We start from the raw sequence: 20,977 nt of genomic DNA, 5'->3' as shown, positions 1-20,977 counted from the left end.
ACCATATAATTAATGTAAATGGCATAAAATATTGGCACGAATCGGTACAACCAAGTTCCATTACATAATGTTATTAAATAAGAAAGCACTCTGTGAACTTCACAGAGTGCTTTGATTTAAATAATTATTCAGAAATTATCTAATTTCAACAATTAGAACTTCTGATTTAGATTTAAGAACCAACTGCGTCCGAACAAACGATACGAACTCTCATCGGTATTACCATTAAAGGCAGTTTCAATATATGGTGGTTTTTCATCAAACAGATTTGTTACACCAAGAGTAACTGTTGTGTTTGATTTGAAAGCATAGCTAGCAGTCAAATCATGGTACATTACACTTGGAATTTCATATGTCGGTAAGTATCCAACCTCTCCAAGGATGTCTGACTTAGTAAAATATGTTAAATCTTGATATGTCATACCAGAAATGTAATTTGTGCGGTAAGTAACAGTTAAGTCATCTAACTTATACACAGCAGTAAAATTCCACTTATCTTCAGCATAGGAAGTGTCATTAACAAAAGTACCAGCAACATCACCAAAACCGTAGGTATATTCAACAGAACCATCAGCCAATTCTGTGGTTTCGAAAGAATTTTCACCTCGCTCTAAGAAGTGTGTCCAAACAAAGTTTAAGTTGAAATCACCGATACTTGTATCGAACACATAATTTGCTTCGAAATCAATACCTTTTGCAGTCATTCTAGCTAAGTTAGTATTGCGAGCCTCAATATAGTCAATTGTACCATCAGAGCTACGCTTAACATTTTGACAAAGTGTATCAAGTCCACCAATGTAACACGCATCCAGCGAGTCTATAGGATCAATTGTTGTAATAACATTATCAATATCAACAGCCCAATAATCTAAAGTAATGCCTAATCCTTCAACAAAATCTGGAGAATAAGCAAGACCTACAGTCAAAGTATCCCCTTCCTCAGGTTTTAAATCCGGATTTCCACCAATTTTAGCTAATTGCTGCTGATCATCATTATTCAAACCACCGGAGGGAACACCATCAGCAGTACAACGAGCTTGAGCATCAGTAGTTAAGTTTGACCAATTTGATGAACGACAAGGATCAGTACCTTGAGGGAATGAATCGCCCCCTGGTGAATATAGATTACTAATAGTAGGCGCACGGAACACTGTTCCATAGGAACTACGAGCTAGTAAACCATCAAAAATTGACCACTCTAAACCTGCTTGATAAGTTGTTGCACCACCAAATGTATTAAAGTTGTCATAACGGACACCAACTGGCATCTCTAATCGTTCAACACCAGGCAACCCTTCTAATAAAGGCACTCGAAACTCGGCAAACAATGAATTAACATAGAATGAACCAGAAGTTCCTGCGCCTTTATTTCCTGAAACCTGTCCCATGAACTTACCGGAATCAACTTGGGATGTTAACTTCTCTGCTCGATGTTCGTAACCCAAACCACCACTTACAGAACCAGCTGGTAAGCTAAAAAGATCTCCTCCTAAGAATGCTGTAAAAGTCTCAAGCGTATATTTATCACTGTCAACTAAAGGAGATGTAATATAATCAAGCATATCCTGTGTGATTGTACCTGGACCACCAAATACGTCTAAGGAAACACAATCCGCAATAGGGTTCGCTGCAGTACCACAAACTATTTTTCCTTGTGCATCTTTAAATGATGGACCTAATGCTTTAGCAAGGTTAGGACCATATAGTTGGCCGAAGTCAGTACTCTGAGTTTGATCGATTCCATAGTTATAGTTTACATCTAATGACCATGTGTCATTAAGGGCAATTTCTGCTCCAATAACTTGCTGTGCACGTAAAACATCCTGTTCAAAAGATCGCCCCCCCTCTAACATTCTACGGCGTGAACGCTTAACATCCTCACCAAACGGATTATAATAGTTATCCTTAGAAATACCTTGATAAGCTTTGCCCGTTATAGGGTCCAACACAGTATATCCAGGATCAAATTGAGTATCATAAGGAACGGCAGCTAATTCTTGGCGAGAACTGCGCTTATTGATTCGAGTTTCAGAATAAATTGTAACAGAGTCATTTAGCTCAAAACTTCCATCCACATAGAAGTTAAGTTTTTCATATGGCGTCTGTAAATAGTTTACGGGGTTAAAGTTATATGTATCTCCTCCGGTATATGGTCTCATATCATTGAGCACAGCCGTTCCTGTACCAAGGTCACCGTTATCTCGGCATGTCCCATTAGTAAAAGAACCTGGCTTCGTAAATAAATAGAAATTCCCACATGGAATAGAACCACTCCCTGCATCGAAGGCATTTTCGCCTTCTTGACCTGGTGGGATCAGACCATTTTGAGCAAAACTCTCAGGGTCAAAAACGTTCCATGGATGTTGAAAAAAATCGACATCAGTTACATCGCCTTGATAAACTTCTTTTTGTTTCACATAGTCAATGTTTACAACAAAATGACCTGAATCAAATTTTTTGCCTGCTAAAAAACTAAAGCTTGTTTGTTCACCTGCATCAACATCAAAGTTCTGTTTTGTTTGAGCATTAAACTCTAAACCATCAAAATCACGCTTAGTAATAATGTTTACTACACCAGCCACGGCATCTGCCCCGTAAGTTGCTGATGCTCCATCTTTCAAAATTTCAACACGCTCAATCATTGATGCTGGTATGCCCTGCATATCCGAAGATACAGGACGACGACCATTAACGAGAACCAACGTACGAGAAGAGCCAAGCCCCCTCAATTCTACATACGAATCCCCATTACCGCCGTTATTGGTTGTCGTAGCTATAGGTGAACCCGACATCACAGAGGTTGATTGAAGAAATTCACCAATATCTTGAATACCTAAACTTGAAATCTGCTCTGCTGTTACAGTTGTAATTGGCGTTGCAGTTTCTAAATCCGTGCGTTTCAAACGAGAACCAGTAACTTCGATACGTTCAACTTTATCGGCTCCATCATCAGCAGCCAGCACTAATGGAGCATTTAGCGCGGTTGCTGCAACACCACCAATCAACGCAAAACGCACTGACTTGGCTAAAAAGTTATTCTTATGCATTGTCTATCTCCCTGGACATATTATGTATTTATTATAATCCGCTTATTTAATAAGCAGTTTCAGACAGCAGTACTTCGGAAAAATACGGAGCACTCAGCTGAAACAATAAAATCACATATGAAACTTTTTATCAACAAAAAACACACAGGTAAAACAAAGGAACCATTGTGAGATACTCAACTTGCATTCATATGAGTATATTTTGTCGGAATTATAATGCAAAAAAGCCAGTCATTGCTGACTGGCTTTTTGGGTAATATCTGAAAAGGTTCTTACTTTAAAGAACCTTGAAACTTAGAGCGTGTAACGGATACCGATTGCTACGCCATCAGATTCAGAAAGTGCCATTCTGGCTTCTTGGTCTTTATCTGCGCTGGTAAAATCACTGTAATCTTTACGTGCTTCTATATACAGAACTGTGTTTGGATCCCATACCAAATGCAGGCCGACAACTAAGAACTGACGTTTGAATTCATCGTTAGGATCGGCATTGAAGTTAGGCTGAATAACATAATCTTTACCCGCATCAAGCACGTTGTAAGAAATGAATGGACGTAGGCCATTATCAAACTTGTAAGAAACTAAACTTTCAATACCATAGGCATCTTTGATCAAACGACCAATGTTGTCAGTATCATGGTTTTCTTGTCTGTTAAAGTTTGCAGCAGCATATAAACCATCGTTATCGAAGTTGCCCCAAGTGATTCCGGCACCATAGATAACATCGATGGCAGTTCTTTGCTCACCATTACCAAAGCTCACTTCAAACTCACCACGGTTAATACCCGCAGTTAAAGTCAGCATATCAGTAGCTTTATAGGTCAGCGCGCCACCATAAGTGTAGTTGTACTCGACTTGTTGAGCTTTCTTATCGCCGCTTTCCCAGTCAGCTTGGCACTGAGCTTGAGTAATATCATCGGTGGTATCACAAGTATAGAAGCTGCTGTTTTTCAACTGCGCTTGAACTGCGAAGCTAACATCGCCAAAGGCGTTGCGATACTGGACCGTTTTATCACCACGACCCACGCCGTTTACCGCGCCGTCATCTTTGTTATAAGTGTAAACACCTGCAGTGTTGCCGTCCCACACAAAACCGTAGTTAGTGTTGTAAACGACATCGTACCAAGCACCCCACTGCTTACCGATAGTTAGTGTTCCATAAGTGTCATGGGACAGACCTGCGTAACCTAAACGGTTATAGAAGAACTCTTCTTGAACAGATTCGAAGCGATTGTTATAGACGATATCGCTGCTACCAACTGGGTTTACGCCCCACTCTAATTTAGCAAAGGCTTTCCAACCGTCAGTCAACTCACGATTAAAACCAAAATTAATGCGAGATGCGCCGTTAACAACCTCAGTTTCCCCTTGAGTGTTGATCACGCGTGCATCAATAAAACCACCGATTTCTACGGCATTTTTATTATCTTTATAGATCTCGATAGCCGAGACTGATGGTACTAAAAAAATTGCTGCAAGCGCAGTTGCTACTAACGTCTTGTTCATTTGGTGCTTAACCTTTTTTTGTTTATGTTCTGCCAACGTCATTCCGTTGTTATATTTCCTTACAATTTCCACTTAAAGGGTAGCAAATTATCAATATCCCCTCAAAGCGAAACCTAAAGAATATGTCGATTAACATCACAAAAACAAACCAGTTAACCTCTACAAAACAGGTTAAAACGCTACATCCGCCACCTATCGCAACACATAAGGAACATTAAAAACACTATATTAACAGCAACTGCTTTGACGCAATATCCATGTAGTTTAGTTTCATTATCGAAAATACCGGTTCTGCAATAGGGCCAATTTGCTTATCAATGTAGTATTGGTAATCAATTGGTGACGTTCTGTACAGTAAGGGTTCCGGTCCATTTACAGTAATCAGGTAGTCAATTTGCGCCCCACGCTTGCCAAAAGAGACATCACCTGTTATGCCGCATAGTTGCTGGGCGACTTTAACATGTGGTGAAGATTTAGCCGTGTAATCTTCAATATTGCGCCGCATGCGTTTACGAAATACCAAATCATTATCCAACTGACCATCAAGCAGTTTTTCAAACACGCTGGCTAAATAAACACTGATATCCCTTTGGTTAAACATTCGCTCATAGAGTGACTCTTGGACTTTGCGCGCTAAGGGGCTCCAATCACTACGCACTTGTTCCATCCCTTTAAAGGTGAGCTCAAGTTCATCGCTCGCATTGCGCCACGCGCCAACATAACGTTTTTTACTGCCTTCTAATGAACCTCTTAAGGTTGGCATAAAGAACTGCTCGTAATGCCGCTCAAACTGTAACTCGAGAAAACTCTCAACTTGGTGTTCAACACAGATCTTAGCCTGCCACTTAGCATTGATATCCTGTGCTAATGATTTACCTAAGGCGTTAATGTCTGAGAGATCAGGCTCGCTGCCAAGCCACACAAAGGTCGAATCCGTATCGCCGTAAATCACTTGATAGCCCATCTCTTCTATCCATGCGCGGGTTTGTTTCATGATTTGATGGCCGCGCATTGTGATCGAACTTGCCAACTTGGCATCATGGAACACGCAGCCTTGAGAGCCTAAAACCCCATACAGCGAGTTCATGATAATTTTTATCGCTTGAGATAACGGCGCATTGTGCTCACGCTTAGCCTTTTCGCGCTGCTCAGATAAGGTTTGAATTAGCTTAGGTAAAATAGGCTGTTGCCGACTAAAACGGCCACCGAGAAACCCCGTAACACAGTCAGACTCAGGCAACTGCAAACCTTCAATCAATCCCTTAGGATCGATCAAAAAGGTGCGAATAATGGAGGGATACAGACTTTTAAAATCGAACACTAAGATGTGTTTATAAAGACCCGGCACAGAATCCATCACGTAGCCGCCAGGACTTTCAATGCCCTGACTCACAGGCTCTGCTGGAGCGACATAACCCGCGCGATGTAAATGTGGTAAATACAAATGATTAAACGCCGCCACCGAAGCCCCTACCCGCCCCAGTTCTAAACCTGTCAGTTCGGCACGCGCGAGGGCAAAATCCCACAATTGAGTGTGAGTAAAAATATCCCACACTAGGCGGCTATCGGTAAGATTGTAATGGGCTAAGGCTTGTTTATCGGTCTTAAACAGCTGGTCAATTTCTTCAACGCGATTATCGACGTTATGAATGGCCTTGCCTTCACCTAATAGTTGCCGCGACACAAATTCCAACGAAAAACGCTCAAAGTGATAAAAAGCGGCTTTAAGCCAATCGATACCATCGAGTACCACACGACCAGATAAGACTAAGGTTTCTGGGCGAAACTTATTGTCAACTTTCCAATCGAGCTTAGCACCACCGCGGCCAATGGTGAGCGGAATACGATGTAATAATGCACGGCGTGACAATAGCGCAAGATCGAAACTCACCACTGACCAACCAATAATAAAGTCAGGATCAAACTCATGGAACCACGCGATTAATCGATGGATCAGCGCCGCTTCATCGACCACCCATTCAATATATTCGGGGGCGTTTGATTCAGCTTCGCCCACCATAATCACTTTTTCATAAGTCTGCTTGAGGCTGCCTTGCCCCACGTCTCGGCCACTGTCTTGACCATATAGCGCGACCGAATAGAGTAAGCCCTCAAAGCTGCATTCAAAATCCAGTGAGATACAGCGTAAATTCACCGCCGTTAAAGGGGCAATACTCTTAGCCCGCTCGGCGATAAACACGGGCAGCGAGTTAGCCTCAAGGCTATCGCTAGTCGGCGCAGAGAAATGCCCTAAAAATGCCACATCCAGCGCCACAAACCGCTCGATTAAATAACGCTGTTCAGGGCGAATATCCGCTTCAAATAAGGGAATGTCGGCATCTTTCGCGATGCGCTGTAAGGTACGTAAGCTATTGCTCGATTTAGCATAAACTCCACTGACGGCGCCGCCTTTAAAGCTTTTGAGCGCTAACGGCACAAACCGCAATGCTTGACCCGGCGTTTGTAACTGTAGAGCCGCCACATCCGTTTGATGACAAAAACAAATGTGTTCGGTGCCTTGCACTTCCACCAGCACAGGGCCTTGGGCGGTCGCCAGATAATACTGCAACACTAAACTCCCATGACGATGAATCGCATGGCGTGTTAAGACTCGACCTTGTACACTAACGGCCGTTGTTGCCTCTGGCTTCATCGCATGGGTTCCCAAATCGTATAGCTACTCAATTTAAATGCCGCCAAATGGCAGAAAAGTTTCTTAGGCTATGCAATCACTGTTATTATGTACAGCATTAATTCGATAAAGTAGTGACGCATGTTACCTGACAATGTAAAAACCCAGATCCGCACCATCTATAAGGATATCGCTACCGCCTTGCCTCATTTTAGGCCGCGCCGCGAACAAAACTATATGGTGGCGGAAATCTCTAAGACCCTCGCCGGCGACTATGACAAAGATAGACGCATCATAGTGGTCGAAGCAGGGACTGGTATCGGTAAATCATTGTCTTATATTCTCGGTACCATTCCACTGGCATTAGCGAGCAAGAAAAAAGTCTGTATCGCCACCGCGACCGTCGCCCTGCAAGAACAATTACTGCATAAAGACTTGCCCTTCTTCCTTGAGCAATCCGGTTTAAATTTCCGCTTTGGCCTAGTCAAAGGTCGACAACGTTATGTGTGTCTATCGAAACTGGCGATGCTCATCGGTGACGACAACAGTACACAAATGGCCATGTGGCAAACTAAGCCTGACAATAGCCAAGTGGCTATGATGCATGGCCTGTTAAAAGACTATAACGAAGGTCGCTGGAACGGTGAAATCGATACCTTAGCCGTGCCGCTGCCCGACCATCTGTGGCAACAAATCGCCTGCGACAAACACAGCTGTCATCGCCAAGTCGCCAGTCACAGAAATTGCCCGTTCCATAAAGCCCGTGAAGATGTCGATACCTGGGACGTGCTCATTGCCAACCACAGCCTGTTATTCGCCGATTTAGAATTAGGTGGCGGCGTGATTTTGCCCGATCCAGAAGACGTGTTTTATGTTATCGACGAGGCACATCACTTACCCATTGTGGCGCGGGACTTCTCCAGTGCGCAGGCCACGCTGAGGGGCGCCTGTGACTGGCTCGAAAAAATCGGCAAAACCTGCGCTAAGTTACAAAACCAAATAAAGAGCAACAACATCATTGCTCCCGCGCAGGCGATGCAAGATCACTTAGGCGATCTTATCGCCCAGCTCAATCAAGTGGCTCACTACTGCGATACCCAGACAAAGCACTTTGCCAATCCTGAAAACCGTCTGCGTTTTGAGCACGGCAAACTGCCTGACTCATTACTTATTCTGGCCGAAAACCTTGCTGTGACCTCTAATCTTGCCCTCAAGCAGTTTAATAAAATGCTGTCGCTGTTGGCAGAGGCGATTAAAGATGGCGACATTCCTAAACATCAATCCGAAGCACTATTAGCCGAAACCGGATTTATGCTGCAAAGGCTCGAGAATCTACAAAAATTGTGGAAGATGATGGCCAAGGAAGATAAACATAAAGGTGCACCTATGGCGCGCTGGGTTGAGCTCATCACAGGTAAACAAGTGGATTATCTGTTTAGCGCCTCACCTATCGAAGTCGGCTTTATGCTGGAATCCATGCTATGGCAGAAAGCCGCGGGCGTAGTTTTATGTAGTGCCACGCTGCGCGCACTCAATAACTTCGACCATTTTGTGCATCAAGTCGGTTTATCACTCAACGATGGCAGCCGTTATTTAGCCTTACAATCGCCCTTCGATTATCCCAATAACGCGACACTTTATTTACCCAAAATGCGCACTGAGCCGACGGACGATGCCTATACGGCTGAACTTGCGGAGCAAATCGTCACTCTGATTGAAGGAGAAATGGCTACCTTAGTGTTATTCGCCTCCTACTGGCAGATGGAAAAAGTGGTTGAATTACTTGAAGGTAAACTCACCACTGAGCTGCTTATTCAAGGCAATGCGCCACGGCAACAGTTGTTAGAGAATCATAAAGCTAAGTGCGATAAAGGCGAACCGAGCATATTATTCGGCACCGGCAGTTTCTCTGAAGGTCTCGACTTACCCGGCGATTATCTGACGAACTTGATCGTCACTAAACTGCCCTTTGCGGTGCCAACCTCGCCCGTTGAACAAGCCCATGCGGAATATGTCAAAGTCAAAGGCGGCAATCCCTTCTTGCAACTGACTATCCCAGATGCTTCACGTAAGCTTATTCAAAGTTGTGGTAGATTACTGCGTAAAGAGCAAGATTATGGCCGAGTCACCATTTTAGATAGGCGGTTAGTCACTAAACGCTATGGCAAGTCCTTGCTGGACGCCTTACCGCCCTTTAGACGTGTCATAGAGTAGGATTAAAATTTGGAATTGTTACTCGAGCCCAGTCATTGGGCCCTGTTGGCAGTTATAGGTCTTATCGCTGGGTTCATCGATGCTGTTGTTGGCGGCGGTGGCCTATTGTCGATCCCCGCACTGTTAACCTTAGGCATAGCACCGCACACCGTATTAGGTACCAATAAGTTAGCCGCCAGTTTTGGCTCTTCAATGGCGGCTTGGACCTATTATCGTCAGCACCTTTTTAAACCCTCGTTTTGGTACATGGCCTTTATTGCCACCTTTATTGGTGCCGTATTGGGCAGTTTCTTAGTCTATTTAGTCGATACCCAATGGCTCGAAAAAGTCCTGCCACTGCTGATCATTGGCATCGCCATTTACAGTTTAATCAGCCCCAATGCGATATCAGATGTTAACTGCCAAGCCCCAACCAGCAAACCACCCGCCAAGCAACAATGGCTACAGGGACTCGCTTTAGGCACTTATGATGGCTTTGCCGGCCCTGGCATTGGCGCGTTTTGGACTGTCACATCCGGCTCTTTGTATAAACTGCCTTTACTGCACAGTTGCGGCCTCGCCCGTGCAATGACCTTCACCAGCAACTTGACCGCATTGACTATCTTTGGCTGGCTTGGGCAGGTAGAGTGGCAAATAGGTTTGTGGATGGGATTATGCATGATGTTAGGCTCATTTATCGGCGCCCGCTGCGCGATTAAATTTGGCATGCCCTTTATTCGTCCACTGTTTATTTTGATCGTGCTAATGATTGCAGCAAATTTGGCATGGAGCGCATGGTTGTGAACACCCAACAATTACTGGTGATGCTGAAAAATCAGCTCAAAGCCCTAGAGCAAGAAGTACTGCAGCACGATAATCGACTCGCGCCGCCGCAGCGTAAACTCCTGCAAGAAACGGAGCGCTTTAATCATTCGCTGTTTGTCCAACACGGCGCTCAACTCGGCCCCTGTATTGAACAAATTCGGAGCAGCATTATACAGCTCGAAAAACAAATTAAGCTCAAACTCGCCCCCCAGACGATTGCCCTCAGCTGTGAGCGCATCCAAGACAGATTCACCGCCGTCAAACGGGCCTTGCTGACGACCTCTATCGACATTAAGTCCAAGACTCAGCAACGTGCCAGTAGCCGCGCCCGTTTTGCTCAGCGTCAGAATCAGTCTCACCAAGCCAGTGGTTTCGATTGGATCGCCAATAACGTGATGCAAAATAGTCACGAGATCTATGAAGAATTGAACAAACACCTGAATTGGGCGAAAAAATTTGAACAAAAAATTGAAGAAATGGAATCAAAACTTGAAAACTGTCATAGTGCTGACAAAATAAAATTGCAAAATGACATCCTTTTGATGCATCGTCGTCTAGGAAAATGCAGGCAAGCTATTAGTTATATAGAAGATCGCATTCAAATATTCGAACGTCCGTATCAGAGTAATAATCGTTAAGGAGTAACAATTGAAATCACTTTTGCCAATCAGCAGCCTGCTAGTATTACTCGGTTCTGCTTCAGCTTTCGCCGCAGATCTCAACATTCCGATGTCATTTGAGTACCTTGCACTCGATGGTAAAAAAGTCGAGTCTAGCGTGTTCAATCATAAAAGCAGCTTAGAATTGACACCTGGCACTCATAAAATCGCCATTCGTTACCATGAGATGGTTGAAGACGATTTTAGCGATAGCCAAACCTTTGTTAAATCAGCCCCTTTCATCGTGACCTTAGACGTTGATGGCGACTATCAATATTACCTCCAAGCCGCCGAAGGCAAAGTCGTTAAAAAGCCAAAAGTTTACGCGCAAAACCCACAAATCAAATTGACCCGTGGCGACAAAGGCGACGTCAATTTCCAAGTGGTGAATACCAATTTAGAAGAAGAAAGCTTTGTCTCTCGCCTTTTTAGTGGTAATCAAGCCGTTGACGTTTCGGGAACTGCCGCAGCAGCAACCGGTGCAGCAGGCGCAGTGGTTGCCGTTGCACCAGCACCCGTGGCAACATCGGCTACCGTTAGCGCAACCTCACTCACAGCTCCCGTAGACACTTCTAAAGCAACAGCTGCCAATCCACAACAAATGTTGCAATACTGGTGGTTACAAGCGGATGAGAAAACACGTAAAGAATTTATGAGCTGGGCAATTTCACAGCTATAACGACTTACGATAACGAGGTTTAGTCAATATTGACTCTGATCCCACTGGTTTATCACGCCAGCTATTCCAAGCTGGCGCTTCCTCCTCACCACAGATTCCCCACGACCAAGTACGCGCATCTACGGCAGTACTTACTCGATAATCAGCTTGCCACACCAGCCCAGTTCTGCACGCCAACGGCGATGACAGCGCAGGATGTAATGCAAGTGCATCAACGCGAGTACGTAGAGCAGTTTATCGCGGGCACGTTGCCAACAGCGGCGCTTAGACGGATTGGTTTTCCGTGGAGTGAAACCTTAGTTGAGCGCACCTTGCATTCTGTGGCAGGCACCACTCTCACAGCTTCATTGGCCATTAATCAGGGTATTGGCCTGCACCTAACGGGTGGCTATCATCACGCCCATTACGATTTTGGCAGTGGCTATTGTATTTTCAACGATCTTATCCTCGCGGCCAAAAATGCCATCGCGAGCCAGCAAGTGCACAAGGTACTGATTTTTGATTGCGATGTGCATCAAGGTGACGGTAGTGCAACACTCAGCCAGCGACATCAAGGGATAATCAGTTGCTCGATTCACTGCAAAGAGAACTTCCCGAGTCGTAAGCAGCATTCCCACCATGATATTGAGCTAACCAAAGGCAGCGATAACAATCTGTATCTCGAAACCGTGGAGCAAACACTCGCCCTACTCATCCGCATCCATCAGCCAGATCTCATTCTTTATGATGCTGGGGTCGATATCCATCAAAATGATGATCTCGGCTTGCTCAATATCAGTCAAGAAGGGCTGTTCAGACGGGATTTAACTGTGTTATCAATGGCAAAATCGGAAAATATTCCAATTGCAGCCGTGATAGGCGGCGGCTATAGCAGAGACGCACTACAATTAAGCCAAAGACACAGCCAACTTTTTATTGCGGCAAACCATTTGTGGTAGCAAACTCAATGAAAACCGTCATGGAGCATAACGATGCAACTCGAAATCCGTAATTACTACGAAGTTCTTTTAATGGAAATATTGTCAGATGAAGGACTTATGGACGAGCTTCCTGAAGACTATCTCGCCGACTTATGTTGTGTGACCTTAAATCAACTGCCAGTGCGCTACATACGCCACCTCGTCGATACCTACTTCTTTGAAGACTATAACGAGCTGCAAGCATTAAAGCGTGAGATCCAAACCGCACTCGAAAAGTCCCGCGCTTTTCTAAAACAAAATCTGCAAAAAAGATTACAGGAAGAAGCCGAAGCCAATCGTTAATCTCGCTAAGGTCTGACTTTTTAGAGTATTTTAGCCGTTACAGTGGCAGGAAAGAGGCAAACAATGGATTATCCCATTGCGTATAAAGTATTCACGCTATAAATGATTAACGGCAGAAAACAGAAATAGTCAGTTAGCAAGTATATTGAATAAAATAAATTGAGTAGATATAAAGAAGTAAAATGAGAATAAAACAGAGATATTGCAGAATTGGAGGTTCCCCTAGAGCCGACACCCCGGCACACGAGTCGCTTGCTGCGGTTGCTCCCTTCCGGGCCTGGCCGAGTTCACAAGTTATCATTGCGGGGGGACCCTAGGGTCACCATAACTTCGAGCATTGCTTTGAAAGAGATAAACCAAAGCGCTTGCTTGAACGCCGAGGATTATCCCCCATGCCTCCTATGGGATCAAGCGCTAATCGACAAGATCTCTTAATATCCCGCCTAACTGCACAATCTATAAGCAAGTGCAGTGATTGAAATGATAAAAGCCTGCAAATGCAGACTTTTATAGACATTTCACTGTGTCAAACTTGGCATATTAAAAATTCAACAAGAGTGAAACTCAATACATAATGCAACTCAATCATCGCCTGAGATAATTACAACTTAATCAAATGACGATTCTGCTCAATCAACTTAGCCCCAACACCCGAGACATTGGCTAAATCATCGATTGCATTGAACTTACCATTTTTGGTTCGGTAATCGACAATCGCTTGCGCCTTAGCGGCACCAATCCCTTTTAGCACTTGTAACTGCTCTGCTGAAGCCGTATTGATGTTGACTTGAGCAGCATCCGGCATAGCTTTCTTCGCATCCGATGCCATATCGCTCGCCTCAGTTTTGGCCTGAGTCTGCATTTTAGCGGCGGCTTTAGTCGGGGTGTCTGCGGCGATTGCTGGCGTTGTTAAAAAAGCCGTTAATGCCATGGCGCTCATAATAGCGGGTATACATTTGGTGATGTTCATAACTCTTCCTCTATTCCATGAATTGCGGCCTCTCTTCCTACTTCCGTGGCCTCAAATCAAAAATAGTCCAAGCTGTTATGAAATACCAAATCGGCGCCACAAATATTCACACTAGCTAAACTTCACCTCTTAACCCGATGAACCTAAACTTAGCCATAGAAAAAGGGATGCTAAATCGCATCCCTTTATCATTCAAATAGTTGGTGGTTTAAATTAGTGACACTCGTTAAGCTAAACGCGCTAACGCTTGACTCAAGTCAGCGATGATGTCGTCACAATCTTCTAAGCCAATAGAAATTCGCAGCAGATTATCACCAATGCCAGCCGCCGCTCTCGCCTCTGGCGTATAGGGAGAGTGTGTCATCGACGCTGGATGTTGAATGAGGGATTCTGCATCGCCTAGACTCACCGCAATAGAGAACAAGCTTAAATGCCCCACAAAGGCCATAGCCTCTTCTAAATTTGCCGCAAGTTCAAACGCGATCACCCCACCAGCACGTTTCATCTGCTGACCAATGAATTTATGCCCTGGGTGAGAGGCAAGTCCGGGATAATACACGCGGTTAATACTGGGATGTTCGGCCAAAAATTCGGCCACGCGCTGGGCACTATCGCAATGGCGCTGTAAACGTACATCTAAGGTTTTAAGGCCGCGCAAGATCAGCCAAGCATCGTGTGGCGATATCACAGCGCCAATATCTTTTAAGATTTCATACTTCACTTTATGGAGCTGCTCTTCACTGCCACACACTATCCCCGCAATCACATCACCATGACCATTCAGATATTTAGTCGCACTGTGGATCACCAAATCAATACCAAAATCCAGCGGCCTCTGCAGTAATGGGGTCATAAAAGTATTATCAACAATACTGACCAACTGGTGACGTTTGGCAATAGTCGCAATTGCTGCCAAATCAAACACCTGTAAATGGGGATTCACTGGGGTTTCACAGAAAATGACCTTAGTATTGGATTTAATTGCCGCTTCTATTTCTGCTACCAATGAAAAGTCTACTAGGGACACTTCAATACCAAAGCGAGCGAACTGAGTCGTCATTAGCGCATAAGTACAGCCGTATACGGCATTGGATGCCACTAAGTGATCGCCCATCTGCAAGTTAGCCAGTAATGCGGCGGATACTGCGCCCATACCAGATGCGGTTGCAGCGGCGGCTTCTGCCCCTTCTAAAATCGCCATTTTACGTTCAAGCTCGGCGGTTGTCGGATTCCCTAAGCGCGTGTAAATATACCCCGGCTCATTACCCGCAAATCGCTCACCACCTTGCTGTGCGGACTCAAACACAAAAGTCGCACTTTGATATAGCGGCGTCACTAAGGCGCCAAAGGCCTCACGCTCATGGCCGCCATGAATAACCTGTGTTGCCGCTTTCCACATCTTGCCTGACTCATCTTGCATACCTAGCTCCTTGTAATTGGCATTGAACTGATCCCTTCTTGATTGATTGTTCGTTTGGGATGCTCAATGCCCGCATTATGGACAATCCAATAGATAAGTTAATAAAACATTAGCCCTATCAAATAAGCACTACCATAACGCGGCCAAGCACTTAAGCCAGTAGTGTGGTGAAAATAGCAGCGCCCCAAGTGTAATTAACTTGTTACATAGCACTTTTCAGCCGCACTTTGTCATACTCGGCACCTGCAAAAAATCATAAAAAAATGCGCTAAGGAACAAGTCTATTAGCGCATCTACTTTCGGCCGATTTAAATCGGTTAATTGTTTGATATTAAATAATATCTACTCTTTAGATTTATCTTTAGCTGACTGAGGTACTTTGTCATCCACATCGGCGAACTGGCCTTTTAATGCGTCGCGGCCTTCCTTGGTAAACAACTTGCCTGAAAACTGCTTCAGTTCGATCAACAATTCCTGATGCACTTTAGACAACTTAGGCCTTTGCTCTTCCCTAAACACAATCGGCCGACACAGCGCCATGGCTTGATATCCAAGGCGCGCAGTTAACATACCGCCACCTAAGCCTTGGGCCAAGCGAGCAGACAATTTACCTGTCATTTCAACCGATAACAGCTGTGTTCCTAAATCGGTAACTAACTCACTGGTGCCCGCATAAATAATATTGATGATGATACTGCGGATAAGTTTAATCCGGCTCCAATAACCCAGCTCAATGCCATAACAGCGGGCGACATCACGCAGCATACGTTGATTACGCCAGAGGATAATGGCCATATCGAGCACAGCTAACGGACTGGCCGCCAGTAGCACTGCCGACTCAGCCGCATAGCGTCGCACGACTTTTTTGGCCAGTTCATCCCGCTCTGTCAGCACTAAGTCCTCAAATAACAAGACTTTCTCGGCATCATTATGTTCATCTTTTAATGAACGGCGAAGTTGCTGCAAACCTTGGCTGTCGCCATAGTGGCACACTATGTTATCGATAAAACTGTCTGCCTCACCCATTTGCATGCTCTGCGCTAGCCTTGCGCCAGTTTCTTGGGTATCGGCGACCTGTTTGAGTCGCTTCAGTTTACGGTACTCACTAAACGCCCCCGCCAATGCCCACGCACTAACGACCCCAAGCACCACGCCATAAAAACTAAACAACCAAGGGCTCTCAAGCCAGGCATCCCTCAATCCTAATCCCGTTTGAACTACCACGAGCAGCAATAAACTCGCTACCGCCAGACGAGCGAGCCAAGACCAAGGGCGTGATTTTACAAGTTGAGGCGATACCGATTTAGCATCGATCATTTTTGGATGGGATGACAGCGTTTCATCCATCAATTCCTCAATATCGGCAGCCACTTCTTGCACTGGGGTATGCGGATCAAAAGCTTTCGTCCCTTTGATCTCCTCTTTGCTGGGTTTGAGCTCAACAACTTGTGAGTCAAACAGCTGCTGCTTTTTCAGCGGCTTATGTTCAACTGAGCGTGCAAAGGAGTTGGCAGAAGAATTGGAGGCCTGCTCATTAGCGTTATCCGATAGCTTTAGCGTCATTCCAACTTATCTCCCAGTAAGTACTGCAACAAATGATCGAGACGAATATGGTCAAAGTGCACTTGAGAGGGGTCAACATTGACATTGCTCGGCGGTGCAAAGCCGATAAAGTTAAACCCTTGGTCACGCCAAAAATCAGGCTCAGGTAAGCGAGTAGGCACTTCGCCTGGAAACAAGGTCAGGGCTTTACCATTGAGTCCCGTCCCCTGCACGACTTCGACCTCGCCATCTTGGGTCGTTACCATGCCATGGCGAGTCGCCTTGATGGCGCTAATCGCCATCGTCTCCACTTTACAACCATCGAAACTGGCAAAATGCTGGCTGTGTTTCAACATATCGGTCAGCAGGGACAAAACATGGCTCTGCTGATCGCGCGTCACATGGTCAACCTTGCTCGCAGCAAACAATAAACGGTCGATGCGGGGAGAAAATAAACGCCGTAAATAACTCGATTGGCCAAACTGAAAGCTTTCCATAATGGCATTAAGCGCCGCGCCCATATCCTCAAATTGCTTTTTACCGCGATTCAACGCACTAAAACAGTCAACGAGCACTAACTGCCTGTCAAAACCGGCAAAGTGGTTTTTATAGAAAGGCTTAACCACTTTAGCGACGTATTCTTGATAGCGTTTTTCCAGTACATGGAATCCACTGTGTTTATCGCTTTGCGAAAGCGCTGCGAACTTTTCATCATTAACTAATAACAGGGGGAAAAAAGCCAATAAGGGAGCGCCCTGCCATTCACCCGGCAATAACATGCGTCCAGGCTGCGCTTGGTAATAACCTTGCACGTGCACTAAATCATTGAGTAATAACTGATATTGATCGGCAATCCGCTTTAATTGCTGCTCATCGGCGCTGGCGGCTAAATCCAATGACATCAATGATTGTTCAAACTCAGCATATAAGGGTGAGCTTTTAAGATTCTCGATACGAACTTGTTGCGCACGACACCAAGTAACGAAGTCTTGGCGCAGCATAGGTAAATCGAGTAGCCATTCGCCGGGATAATCAACTATGTCCAAATACAGTGTGGCGGTATCAGAAAACTTGGCCAATAAGCCCTTTTGCGGTCGGTATTTAATCGCCAGTCGTAATTCAGAAATAGTGCGAGTGGAGGCTGGCCAGGTCGCGGGTTCGGAAGTGAGCGCTAACATGGCGCCTTGATAATCAAAACTGGCGATTTCCAGATCTGGCTGCATGGCACGTTTAACCCCGAGCAGACGCTGATCGCGGCTCACCTGCCACAATGGCAAAGCGCTGTTGTTGCGGGTGTGGGATGAGGTTGAGACAGAGCCAGAATTGAGTAACTGATTGACTAACCCTGTGATAAATGCGGTTTTTCCTGCACCAGAAAGCCCAGTCACGGCCAAACGTAAATGCCGGTCCGCGGTGCGATGTAACAGGGATTGGCCCTTTTGGGTTATTTTATGGAGCGAGGCATCAAGCATTCCCATAGAGACTTCCCTTATGTCGAATGATGTTAACTTATGTTAAGTGATCTTGACTATACACTGGAATGGACAGGAGATTAAGCAACAAGGGCGGACATGGCCGCCCTTTAGAAGGATTACAAACTATTGATTTGTCTTTTTAAATCAAAGTTGTCAGAGGTGACGTGACGTTCTAAATTTTGTAGCCTGACTTCCAGACTTCGAAATTGACGACTCACGTCGCTCAGCGCTTGCTTTGCGGGTTCTCCCGACTGCCACGGCTTCTTCTTTACCTCGATATCGTCCCTATCGTACGACTTCTGTGGCTTGATGTCTAAAATCACCCACAAAGCGACATAGATGATAAATACCACACCTGAGCCGCCGAGTAAGAAGATAGACACCGCCAGTACTCGCACTAACCAAGTTTCAATCGCAAAGTACTCGGCAATCCCTGCGCATACACCCGCTATTTTGCCTGACTGGGGAATGCGGTACAAAGTACGGCCATTAGATCCTCTCATGTTTCCCCCTCCATTCGGGCGATTCTGTATCCAGAATGGCCTCTAAGGTCTCGATACGCGCCGCCATTTTATCGGCCTTGGATATCAAGTCATTGAGTTGTGAAAACTCTTCCTCAGTGAGTCCCTGGCTCACTTGTCGCTTACTGCGATAATGAAGAACTAACCATATTGGCGCGACTATCACCATGAAAATAATAATCGGCGCCATCAGTACGTCCATATCCATAACTCACCTCTGAATTGTTATTCTTTTGACTTAGTTGGCGCTTTAGCTTTTACCTTGGCTTTTAGCGCTGCCAGCTCTGCATTCACAGAATCTTCCGCTTCTAGCGCCGCAAACTCATCGGCTAAGGTCTTTTTGCTGCCAAGATCGTAAGATTCAACTTGGGCTTCTAAGCCTTCGACACGGCGCTCATATTGCTCAAACTTGAGCATAGCGTTGTCGATCTTGCTTGAATCTAACTGCTTTTTCACTTCTAAGCGTGATGACGCTGTTTGAGTGCGCAAAATAATGGTCTTTTGACGCGCTTTTGCATCGAGCAGCTTTTCTTGCAACATGCTCACTTCATCTTTCAAGCGTGCAATATGTTCATCGATAACGGCTAACTCTTGATTCAGCGTGTCCGCTAAACCGGTCGCTTTTTGTTTTTCAACTAAAGCGGCTTTTGCTAAGTCTTCACGGTCTTTGGACAGTGCCAGTTCAGCCTTATCTTGCCAATCTTGCACTTGCTCTAACACGCGGTTGATACGACGTTGCAGCTCTTTCTTTTCAGCTAACACTTTAGCTGAGGTAGAACGCACTTCAACGAGTGTGTCTTCCATTTCTTGGATAATCAGTCGAACCATTTTTTCTGGGTCTTCGGCTTTATCCAGCAATGCGCTGATATTAGAGTTAATGATATCGGCGAAACGAGAGAAAATTCCCATAATCCTATCCTCAAATTGATGTTGGTCTCGTATAAGGTAATACACTAACCGTGCCAACTTTTACTTCTTATTTAAATACAGTGGCTTAAACAAAATTTTAACTTTTACTTCCTTTTACGCTTGAAGCCACTTATTATCATTTTCACCAAATTTTAGCGCGAAAGACTAAAAAATATCGTGGATAATAAATTTCAGCAAGACAACCTTATCGGTCAATCCAATGCCCTACTCGAAGTGTTAGAACATGTGTCGCAAATTGCACCGCTGTCTAAACCCGTACTGATTATTGGTGAACGTGGTACAGGTAAAGAGCTTATTGCCGAACGCTTACATTATCTGTCTAAGCGCTGGGATCAAAGTTTTATTAAGCTAAACTGTTCATCTTTGAGTGAAAATTTACTCGAGAGCGAATTATTTGGCCATGAGTCAGGTGCCTTTACTGGCGCCAAAGGCAAACACGAAGGTCGCTTTGAGCGCGCCGACGGCGGCACTTTATTCCTCGACGAATTAGCCAATACCTCAGGACTTATCCAAGAAAAACTCCTGCGTGTCATTGAATACGGCGAATTTGAACGAGTCGGCGGCAGTAAAACAGTGCAAAGTGATGTTCGTTTAATCTGCGCCGCCAACGAAGATTTACCATCACTTGCTGACGCAGGCGAATTTCGTGCCGACTTGCTCGATAGACTCGCCTTCGATGTGATCACTCTGCCACCGCTGCGTTGCCGCCCAGAAGACATAATGACGCTGGCGGAATACTTCGCCGTTGGCATGGCGCGTCAGTTAAAGCTGCAGCTGTTCAGCGGTTTTAGTGCCCATGCGGTCGAGCAACTAATGACCCACGACTGGCCGGGCAATATCCGAGAACTTAAAAACGTGGTCGAGCGCAGCGTTTATCGTAATGGTGGTGAAAATCGGCCCATCGACCATATCACTCTTGATCCCTTTGCTTCACCCTATCGACCTAAAACTCGGATCAAGACCCGCGAACGTCAAATCACCTCAGTCGCGCCAACAACCGTTGCCAGTACGCCGCAATATGCGCCGATACTTGAGGCTGAAGTACTAGTCAATACTGAGTCTTCAGTGAATAGCTTTAATTTTCCGCTGGATTTTAAAGAGCAAACTGAGAAGTACGAAATGGATCTGATCCAACAGGCGCTCTCAAGCAGCCAATACAACCAAAAGAAAACCGCCGACATGCTCGGATTAAGCTACCACCAACTGCGTGGCATCCTTAAAAAATACAATTTACTTGATAAAGCATAAGCAGATTGCCCATGGGGGAGATGCACTGCTAAAATAGCCGTTCATAGTCGATAAAATAATGATTTATA

Annotated in this window: 17 protein-coding genes and 1 other RNA gene; 7 read left to right on the top strand and 11 right to left on the bottom strand. The window is 45.1% G+C overall.

All coding sequences use genetic code 11. The annotated features are described in order from the left end of the window. Window positions 1-152: 152 nt before the first annotated feature. From BM607_RS02695 to BM607_RS02685, 3 genes are all read right to left on the bottom strand, one after another. Complete coding sequence (locus BM607_RS02695) at window positions 153-3,047, bottom strand: TonB-dependent receptor (RefSeq protein ID WP_071938986.1); 2,895 nt, start codon at window positions 3,045-3,047, stop codon at window positions 153-155. Window positions 3,048-3,341: 294 nt separating this feature from the next. Beyond that, a complete protein-coding gene (locus BM607_RS02690; protein WP_071939284.1) occupies window positions 3,342-4,553 on the bottom strand; it encodes a porin in 1,212 nt (403 codons plus the stop codon). Window positions 4,554-4,776: 223 nt separating this feature from the next. Then, window positions 4,777-7,206, bottom strand: coding sequence for a DNA polymerase II (locus tag BM607_RS02685; RefSeq protein ID WP_071938987.1), 2,430 nt, complete (start codon window positions 7,204-7,206; stop codon window positions 4,777-4,779). Between the two features lie 120 nt (window positions 7,207-7,326). Between BM607_RS02685 and dinG the strand changes: the two genes are divergently transcribed. The 6 genes from dinG to BM607_RS02655 are packed head-to-tail and all read left to right on the top strand — an operon-like array spanning window position 7,327 to window position 12,803. Further along, window positions 7,327-9,399, top strand: a complete 2,073-nt coding sequence (gene dinG, locus BM607_RS02680; protein ID WP_071938988.1) for an ATP-dependent DNA helicase DinG — start codon at window positions 7,327-7,329, stop codon at window positions 9,397-9,399. Between the two features lie 9 nt (window positions 9,400-9,408). Beyond that, complete coding sequence (locus tag BM607_RS02675; RefSeq protein WP_012196866.1) at window positions 9,409-10,182, top strand: TSUP family transporter; 774 nt, start codon at window positions 9,409-9,411, stop codon at window positions 10,180-10,182. Beyond that, on the top strand, window positions 10,179-10,841 hold the full coding sequence (locus BM607_RS02670) for a primosomal replication protein (RefSeq protein WP_006081147.1): 663 nt from the start codon (window positions 10,179-10,181) through the stop codon (window positions 10,839-10,841). The genes BM607_RS02675 and BM607_RS02670 overlap by 4 nt, the downstream gene beginning before the upstream one ends. Before the next feature lie 10 nt (window positions 10,842-10,851). Further along, entirely contained in the window at window positions 10,852-11,541 is a 690-nt protein-coding gene (locus BM607_RS02665) for a DUF2057 domain-containing protein (RefSeq protein WP_006085379.1), read from the top strand. A gap of 29 nt (window positions 11,542-11,570) precedes the next feature. Next, window positions 11,571-12,479 carry a histone deacetylase gene (locus tag BM607_RS02660; protein ID WP_071938989.1) on the top strand — a complete coding sequence of 303 codons (909 nt, stop codon included), beginning with the start codon at window positions 11,571-11,573 and terminating at the stop codon, window positions 12,477-12,479. Window positions 12,480-12,512: 33 nt separating this feature from the next. Then, window positions 12,513-12,803 (top strand): late competence development ComFB family protein, encoded by a 291-nt coding sequence (locus BM607_RS02655; RefSeq protein ID WP_006081144.1) that lies wholly within the window; start codon window positions 12,513-12,515, stop codon window positions 12,801-12,803. A 219-nt stretch (window positions 12,804-13,022) separates the two neighbouring features. Here BM607_RS02655 and ffs read toward each other — a convergent pair. The 8 genes from ffs to pspA form a co-directional block, all read right to left on the bottom strand. Beyond that, window positions 13,023-13,120, bottom strand: an RNA gene (ffs, locus tag BM607_RS02650) — signal recognition particle sRNA small type. A gap of 284 nt (window positions 13,121-13,404) precedes the next feature. Beyond that, complete coding sequence (locus BM607_RS02645) at window positions 13,405-13,773, bottom strand: ComEA family DNA-binding protein (RefSeq protein WP_006085377.1); 369 nt, start codon at window positions 13,771-13,773, stop codon at window positions 13,405-13,407. A gap of 226 nt (window positions 13,774-13,999) precedes the next feature. Next, window positions 14,000-15,193, bottom strand: a complete 1,194-nt coding sequence (gene megL, locus BM607_RS02640; protein ID WP_071938990.1) for a methionine gamma-lyase — start codon at window positions 15,191-15,193, stop codon at window positions 14,000-14,002. Window positions 15,194-15,535: 342 nt separating this feature from the next. Further along, the gene (locus tag BM607_RS02635; RefSeq protein WP_071938991.1) at window positions 15,536-16,756 is read right to left on the bottom strand and encodes a YcjF family protein; all 1,221 of its coding nucleotides are present in this window, start codon (window positions 16,754-16,756) and stop codon (window positions 15,536-15,538) included. Continuing rightward, window positions 16,753-18,213: a YcjX family protein gene (locus BM607_RS02630; RefSeq protein ID WP_071938992.1), complete on the bottom strand. Its 1,461-nt coding sequence runs from the start codon at window positions 18,211-18,213 to the stop codon at window positions 16,753-16,755. Before BM607_RS02630 ends, BM607_RS02635 begins: the two co-directional genes overlap by 4 nt. Window positions 18,214-18,326: 113 nt before the next feature. Next, window positions 18,327-18,713: an envelope stress response membrane protein PspC gene (gene pspC / locus BM607_RS02625; RefSeq protein WP_063883141.1), complete on the bottom strand. Its 387-nt coding sequence runs from the start codon at window positions 18,711-18,713 to the stop codon at window positions 18,327-18,329. Further along, window positions 18,700-18,939: an envelope stress response membrane protein PspB gene (gene pspB, locus BM607_RS02620; RefSeq protein ID WP_006081138.1), complete on the bottom strand. Its 240-nt coding sequence runs from the start codon at window positions 18,937-18,939 to the stop codon at window positions 18,700-18,702. Before pspB ends, pspC begins: the two co-directional genes overlap by 14 nt. Before the next feature lie 17 nt (window positions 18,940-18,956). Then, entirely contained in the window at window positions 18,957-19,640 is a 684-nt protein-coding gene (pspA, locus tag BM607_RS02615) for a phage shock protein PspA (RefSeq protein ID WP_071938993.1), read from the bottom strand. A 177-nt stretch (window positions 19,641-19,817) separates the two neighbouring features. Here pspA and pspF point away from each other — a divergent pair, with 177 nt between their 5' ends. Continuing rightward, complete coding sequence (pspF, locus tag BM607_RS02610; RefSeq protein WP_071938994.1) at window positions 19,818-20,909, top strand: phage shock protein operon transcriptional activator; 1,092 nt, start codon at window positions 19,818-19,820, stop codon at window positions 20,907-20,909. Window positions 20,910-20,977 lie beyond the last annotated feature (68 nt).

It is taken from the genome of Shewanella sp. SACH (assembly GCF_001887095.2).
Classification (GTDB): Bacteria; Pseudomonadota; Gammaproteobacteria; order Enterobacterales; family Shewanellaceae; genus Shewanella; species Shewanella baltica.
This window is presented reverse-complemented; position numbering and strand designations above follow the sequence as displayed.